Genomic DNA, 6,179 nt, shown 5'->3' with positions numbered 1-6,179 from the left:
ACTGCTGGCGGGACAGCGCCTGCCCGGGCCGCCGGCTCAGCTCCAGGAGCAGCCGCAGCTCGGTCGGGGTGAGCTGGAGGTCCTCGCCGTTCTTGCTCCGGAGGACGAGCTCGTGCCGACGGTGCGTCAGATGCTCACGCCGTGCTGGCGCAGGGCGGCCAGCGGGTCGATGTCGGAGCCGTACTCCGGCCCGGTGCGCATCTCGAAGTGCAGGTGCGGGCCGGTGACGTTGCCGGTCGCGCCGGACAGGCCGATCTGGTCGCCGCCGTTGACGGTCTGGCCGGCGGAGACGGAGATCGAGGAGAGGTGGGCGTACTGCGAGAAGGTGCCGTCGGCGTGCTGGATGACGACCTGGTTGCCGTACGCGCCGCCGTCGCCGGCGGAGTAGACGGTGCCGGGGCCGACCGCGTGGATCGGGGTGCCGGTGGAGGCGATGAAGTCGACACCGGTGTGGTAGCCGGAGGACCACATGGAGCCGGCCTGGTGGTACGGGGTCGACATGCCGGCGCCGGCGATCGGGGCGACCCAGCCGGAGGAGGTCGTCGCGGCCGACGAGGAGGGCGCGGAGGACGACGGGGCGGCGGTCGCGGCGGCCGGGGCCGAGGAGCGCTCGCTGCTGCGGGAGGCGCGGGGGGCCTCGTCGCCGTTCTTGCCGGAGCTCCGCGCGCTCTGGTGGTCGGGCTTCGGCGCGGCGGTGTTCTTCGTGCCGAGGGTGAGCTTCATGCCGGGCAGGATCAGCGAGGGGTCCGCGCCGATGACCCGGCGGTTGTCCTTGTACAGCTTCTGCCAGCCGCCCGCGAGGTGGTGCTCGGTGGCGATCTTCGACAGGTAGTCGCCCCGGACGACGGAGTACGTCTTCGGCGCGGCCTTCGCGGTGGCGGGCGCGGCGGCCTTCACGTGGGCGACGGCCTGGGCGGGGGCGGCGGCCGGGGCGGCCTGCTCGGCGGCGTGGGCGCCGGTGGCTCCGAGGAGCGGGAGGGCGACGACGGCGCCACCGGTGCCGGCGGCGGCGATGCCGCGGGTCAGACGGTTGGACTTGGTGCGGCGGTGCTTACCCTTCGCGGGCATGGCGAATTCCTCTCCGGCGCCTGCGAGGTGAGCTGTCGGGTTCGGACTGGAGATGTCCGGCCGCGTGTGCACGCGACTTCACCCCGAGCCGTCCTTCTTCGAGGGATCGGCGACTTACCTGGGTCCCCCGCTCCTGCCTCGTACGGGTGAGTGCGGATTCCGGTCGGTGGCAGGATTCGGCGGTCCGTCCGGATTGAGCGCGACGCTAGACGAGTGGGGTCGGCGTGAACAAGCCACAGTTTTCAAGTGCTCCGGGATTCCTTGATATCCGGCTGATATCCGGCCGGAATTCCGGTCACCCTCCGTGGATGACGGTCCTTCGATCCCCTTTTCCCGGGGGGTATTTGGAAAAGACGATCAGGCACGGTCCGTCACGGTTATGACGCTGCTCACGCACCGATCCCCATCTCCCCTGCAACCGGGGCGGGTTATACGGAACACCCCAATACGGACAGATCACCCATTCCCGTCCGAGGGGGTGCGTGCCGGGGCCCCCAGCCGGGATGATTGCCCCAGAAACCGATCAACAGAACAGGAGCAGCCGTGACGCAGCAGCTGCCGCAGGTCCCGCCCGCCGAAGCCGCCGAGCCCGAACTGACGGAGGTCCGCAACTTCCGGGACGTGGGCGGCCTGCCGACGACGGACGGACGCGCCGTCCGCCCCGGCCGCCTCTTCCGCAGCGGTCACCTCGCCCACGCGACGGAGGGCGACGCCGCCTTCCTCGCCTCGCTGGGCCTGCACACCGTCTTCGACTTCCGCAACGAGTCGGACCGGAAGGTCGAGGGCGCGGACGTCGAGCTGCCCGGCGTGCGGAACGTGAACATACCCCTCAACGACCCGGCCGACGGCAAGGAGTTCTGGAAGCTGGTGCGCGACGGCGAGATCGCGCAGCTGCGGGAGGTCCTCGGCGACGGCAAGGCGGCCGCCCGTATGTCCGACTCGTACCGGAAGATGGTGATCGAGCGGACCGTGGAGCACAGCCGGATCCTGCACTCCATGGCGGAGGAGAGCGTCCCGGCGCTCATGCACTGCGCGGCCGGCAAGGACCGGGCCGGGCTCGCCGTCGCGATCACCCTGCTCGCGGTCGGGGTCGAGCGGGAGGCCATCGAGGCCGACTACGTGAAGTCGAACGCCCCGCACCGCCGCTACAAGGTGCACCGCAGCTCCACCTCCCCGGACGCGATGTCGCCCGAGGTGATGGAGCTGCTGAGCCCGCTCTTCGACGCACGGGTGGAGTATCTGCGGGCCGCCTTCGAGACGATCGAGGCGACCTGGGGCTCGGTGGACGCCTACATCACGGAGGGCCTGAAGCTGGCCCCGGAGACCCGCGAGCGACTGCGGGAGCGGCTGCTCACGGAGGCGTGAGGCCGCCCACCGGTTCTGCGCTCCCTACCGGTTCTGCGCTTTTTACTGGTTCTGCGCTCCCAGCATGAAGAGCAGGTAGAGGAAGCCGGCGAAGAGGTGGCCCGCGATCAGGTAGGCGAAGAGGCGGAGCACGAGCCCCTTGGGGAACTTGCCTTCACCGCGCTCCTCGCCGGTGACCGGTACGGACTTCTCGGACATGTCGTTCCTTTCCTGGGGATTCAGGACTCGGAAGGGGTCGCGCGGGATCAGCGCCGGTGCGGGGTCCCGCCGCCGAGGCACAGCTCGGCGGCGGGGCTCTGCATCAGGGTGTGGACGAAGAGCAGCTCGGCCCCGCCGGACGTGGCGGCGCCGATCCGGTGCGGGGTCAGCGAGTCGAAGTGCGCGCTGTCCCCGGGATCGAGGACGTGGACGGCCTCGCCGAGCGCGAGCCGGACCCGCCCCTCCAGGACGTGGATCCACTCCTCGCCGGGATGGACGCGCACGATGTCGGCCCGGGTGGCGTACGGCACGTGGACCCGCAGGCACTGGAGGGCGCGCCCGGCGCCGCCCGCCTGGCGGTAGATCCAGCCGTCGGCCTCGACGGGTTCGGAGCGGTCGGCCCGGACGACGGGGTCGCGCTCGGGGGGCGCCTCGCCCAGGAGCTCGGAGACCGTCGTACCGTAGATGCGGGACAGGGCGAGCAGCATCGGCAGCGAGGGCTGCCGGTTCCCCGTCTCCAGGCGCGAGAGGTGGGCCGGCGAGAGGCCGGCCCGCTGGGCGGCGGCCTCCAGGGTGAGTCCCCGGCGGCGGCGCAGGGCCCGCAGCTGCGGGGCGACGTCGGGCAGGACGTCGGGAGTGGCGGGGTCCGGGGAGGTGTCCCCGGGGACGTGGTCCATGCGTCCATTCCGCCAGGATCGTGCCTCTGAGGCAAGTTTCTTGCCTCAGAGGCAAAAGCGGCGTCGAGAACCGGTCAGCGCTGCGCGACCGCCTGCTTGACCAGCGTCTTCCCGAAGTCCCACATCAGTCCGCCGCCGCCGTGGGCGTCGTCCATGACCGCGGTGAAGGCGGTCACGAACCGGTCCACGTCCGCCTCGTCGATGATCAGCGGCGGGATCAGCTTGATCACCTCCAGGTGGTCCCCGGAGACCTGGGTGAGGATCCGGTGCCGCTGGAGCAGCGGGACGACGACCATCTGGGCGAAGAGGCCCTTGCGGGCCGCCTGGAGCATCGTCCAGCGCCCGCGCAGTCCGAGCGAGGACGGCCGCCCGAACTCGATCCCGATCATCAGGCCGCGCCCGCGGATCTCGTGCAGCAGCTCGTACCGGGGCACGAGCTCCCTCAGACGCCCGGAGAGCAGGTCGCCGATCCGGCGGGCGTGCGCGACGGTGCCCTCGTCCTCCATGACCGAGAGGACGGCGAGTCCGGCGGCCATGGCCTGCGCGTTCGACCCGAAGCTCGCCGAGTGGACCAGGACCCGGTCCATCGACGAGTAGACCTTCTTGAAGATCCAGTCCTTGCCGAGGGTGGCGCCGACCGGGACGTAGCCGCCGGAGAGCGCCTTGGCCACGCAGACCAGGTCCGGCTCGACCCCCTCCTCGTGCTGGTAGGCGTAGAAGTCGCCGGTCCTGCCGAGACCCGTCTGCACCTCGTCCGCGATGAGCAGCGCGCCGTGCCGGTGCAGCAGCTCCTGGGCGTTCCGGAGGAAGCCCGGGGGCGCCTCGTGGACGCCCTTGCCCTGGACGGGCTCCACGACGAAGGCGGCCACGTCGCCCCTGCGCAGCTCCCGCTCCAGGGCGTCGAGGTCGCCTAGGGCGATCGCGGTGTCCGGCAGGAGCGGGTCGAAGCCCTCCCGGAAGCCCTGCTCGCCGTTGACGGAGAGGGAGCCGGTGGTGAGCCCGTGGAAGGCGTGGTGGCAGTAGAGGACCCTCGGCCGCCCGGTGGCGTACCGGGCGAACTTGAGGGCGGTCTCCACGGCCTCGGTGCCGCTGTTGCCGAAGAAGACCCGGTCGAGGTGCGGGCTGTGGGTGAGCAGCTTCTCGGCGAGGAGGCCCGGCAGCGGCTGGCAGTCGAAGCGGGTGAGGTCGGCGAGCCGGGCGTCCAGGACGTCGTGGAGGGCCTTGCGGACGACGGGGTGGTGCCGTCCGAGACCCATCACGCCGAAGCCGGCGAGCATGTCGAGGTGGTCGACGCCGTCGGCGTCCCAGAAATGGGCGCCCTCGGCCCGCTCGTAGACCTTGTCGAATCCGATGGTGTGCAGCATGCGCGGCAGCTGGGGGTTGAGGTACTTGGCGTGCAGCTCGTACCGCTCCGCGCCGCGCTCGGAGAGCAGCGCCCGCAGGTCGAACCCGCCGGTCATGACGTGGTGTTCCCGGAGACGGTCTCCCGGATCGCGCGCAGGGACTCCTTGAGGGAGCCCATGGTGGCGAGGACGGCGGTGGGCTCGTAGCCGCAGTGCGCCATGCAGTTGGCGCAGCGCGGGTCCTTGCCGCGGCCGTACTTGTCCCAGTCGGTGTCCTCGACGAGCTCGCGGTACGTGGGGACGTATCCGTCGCTCATCAGGTAGCAGGGGCGCTGCCAGCCGAAGAGCGAGTAGTTGGGAATGGCCCAGGCGGTGCAGGGGAAGTCGGCCTTTCCTTCCAGGAAGTCCAGGAAGAGCGGCGAGTGGTTGAGCCGCCAGCGGCGCCTGTTGCCGCCGGCGAAGGCCTTCCTGAAGAGTTCGCGGGTCTGCTCGACGCCGAGGAAGTGCTCCTGGTCGGGGGCCTTCTCGTAGGCGTAGGCGGGCGAGATCATCATTTCGTCGACCTGGAGGTCGTCGTTGAGGAAATTGAGCACCTCGATGACGGTCTGCGGGGTGTCGGTGTTGAAGAAGGTCGAATTGGTGGTGACCCGGAAGCCGCGCCGCTTGGCCTCCTTGATGGCGGCCACCGCCTCGTCGAACACGCCCTCCTTGGCGACGGACTCGTCGTGCCGTTCCCGCAGGCCGTCGATGTGGACGGCGAAGGCGAAGTACGGGGAGGGGGTGAACTTCTCCAGCTTCTTGCGCAGCAGCAGCGCGTTGGTGCAGAGGAAGACGTACTTCCTCCGGGCCACCAACTGGCGCACGATCTCGTCGATCTGAGGGTGCATCAGGGGCTCTCCGCCCGCGATGGACACCATGGGCGCGCCGGACTCCAGGACCGCGCCGACCGCTTGGGCGACCGGCATGCGCTGCTTGAGGACACCCGCCGGGTGCTGGATCTTTCCGCAGCCCTCGCACTTGAGGTTGCAGGCGTAGAGCGGCTCCAGCTCGACGATCAGCGGGAACTTGTCCCGCTTGCGGAGCTTCTGTTCGAAGAGGTAGGTCCCGACCCGGATGGACTGACGGAGCGGCATGGCCATAACTCGTTCACCTCCTGGGGAGCAGCAAAGAACGGTGCCATTCGAAGAAAGCGGGAAGGACGGCACGAAGGACACGGAAGGCTGATATTCCCCCGCGCACCGTGCCGATCCGGACCAGTTCATGTTCCGGAGCGTCCACGACCACCCGGACGGCCGCAACCGGGCGGGGTCCACACGACGTCGCGGTACGGAGCGTGGCGGCGGACTCCATGTCGACGGCGATCGCTCCGCCGGCGGCCAGCGCGGCCCGCGCGGGGCCGCGCACCACAAGGTCGGAGCCGATCAGCGGCCCGGTGCGTGCCTGTCCTTCGGCTTCGCCGTCTCCTACTTCTGGTACGGCTCCCGCCCCCACCGCCTGCCGAAGCTGGTGGAGCCGGCGGCCTCGACCC

At 70.4% G+C, this 6,179-nt stretch carries 6 protein-coding genes, 1 pseudogene and 1 riboswitch; of the genes and pseudogenes, 1 reads left to right on the top strand and 6 read right to left on the bottom strand.

The annotated features are described in order from the left end of the window. Positions 1-126 precede the first annotated feature (126 nt). Positions 127-1,068, bottom strand: coding sequence for a LysM peptidoglycan-binding domain-containing M23 family metallopeptidase (locus tag ABZ318_RS38715; RefSeq protein WP_356907105.1), 942 nt, complete (start codon positions 1,066-1,068; stop codon positions 127-129). 4 nt (positions 1,069-1,072) lie between these two features. Further along, positions 1,073-1,260: riboswitch (cyclic di-AMP (ydaO/yuaA leader) on the bottom strand. 351 nt (positions 1,261-1,611) lie between these two features. Between ABZ318_RS38715 and ABZ318_RS38710 the strand changes: the two genes are divergently transcribed. Beyond that, positions 1,612-2,433 carry a tyrosine-protein phosphatase gene (locus ABZ318_RS38710; protein WP_356907104.1) on the top strand — a complete coding sequence of 274 codons (822 nt, stop codon included), beginning with the start codon at positions 1,612-1,614 and terminating at the stop codon, positions 2,431-2,433. Between the two features lie 42 nt (positions 2,434-2,475). On the opposite strand, the gene ABZ318_RS38705 is transcribed toward ABZ318_RS38710, so the two are convergent. The 5 genes and pseudogenes from ABZ318_RS38705 to ABZ318_RS38685 form a co-directional block, all read right to left on the bottom strand. Then, entirely contained in the window at positions 2,476-2,631 is a 156-nt protein-coding gene (locus tag ABZ318_RS38705; protein WP_177181581.1) for a DUF6126 family protein, read from the bottom strand. A gap of 47 nt (positions 2,632-2,678) precedes the next feature. Then, the gene (locus ABZ318_RS38700) at positions 2,679-3,308 is read right to left on the bottom strand and encodes a helix-turn-helix domain-containing protein (RefSeq protein ID WP_356907103.1); all 630 of its coding nucleotides are present in this window, start codon (positions 3,306-3,308) and stop codon (positions 2,679-2,681) included. Between the two features lie 74 nt (positions 3,309-3,382). Then, positions 3,383-4,768, bottom strand: a complete 1,386-nt coding sequence (locus ABZ318_RS38695; RefSeq protein WP_356907102.1) for an aspartate aminotransferase family protein — start codon at positions 4,766-4,768, stop codon at positions 3,383-3,385. Then, on the bottom strand, positions 4,765-5,790 hold the full coding sequence (gene hpnH / locus ABZ318_RS38690; RefSeq protein ID WP_356907101.1) for an adenosyl-hopene transferase HpnH: 1,026 nt from the start codon (positions 5,788-5,790) through the stop codon (positions 4,765-4,767). The genes ABZ318_RS38695 and hpnH overlap by 4 nt, the downstream gene beginning before the upstream one ends. Positions 5,791-5,797: 7 nt before the next feature. Next, positions 5,798-6,085, bottom strand: a pseudogene (locus ABZ318_RS38685) (1-hydroxy-2-methyl-2-butenyl 4-diphosphate reductase); the annotation flags it as partial. Positions 6,086-6,179: the final 94 nt, after the last annotated feature.

The organism is Streptomyces sp. NPDC006197 (genome assembly GCF_040613865.1).
In the GTDB taxonomy this organism is placed as follows: Bacteria; Actinomycetota; Actinomycetes; order Streptomycetales; family Streptomycetaceae; genus Streptomyces.
This window is presented reverse-complemented; position numbering and strand designations above follow the sequence as displayed.

Excerpts from the sequence above, each read along its gene's own strand:
- ABZ318_RS38695 (WP_356907102.1), bottom strand. The coding sequence starts at position 4,768 with ATGACCGGCGGGTTCGACCTGCGGGCGCTGCTCTCCGAGCGCGGCGCG.
- ABZ318_RS38705 (WP_177181581.1), bottom strand. The coding sequence starts at position 2,631 with ATGTCCGAGAAGTCCGTACCGGTCACCGGCGAGGAGCGCGGTGAAGGC.
- ABZ318_RS38715 (WP_356907105.1), bottom strand. The coding sequence starts at position 1,068 with ATGCCCGCGAAGGGTAAGCACCGCCGCACCAAGTCCAACCGTCTGACC.
- ABZ318_RS38700 (WP_356907103.1), bottom strand. The coding sequence starts at position 3,308 with ATGGACCACGTCCCCGGGGACACCTCCCCGGACCCCGCCACTCCCGAC.
- hpnH (WP_356907101.1), bottom strand. The coding sequence starts at position 5,790 with ATGGCCATGCCGCTCCGTCAGTCCATCCGGGTCGGGACCTACCTCTTC.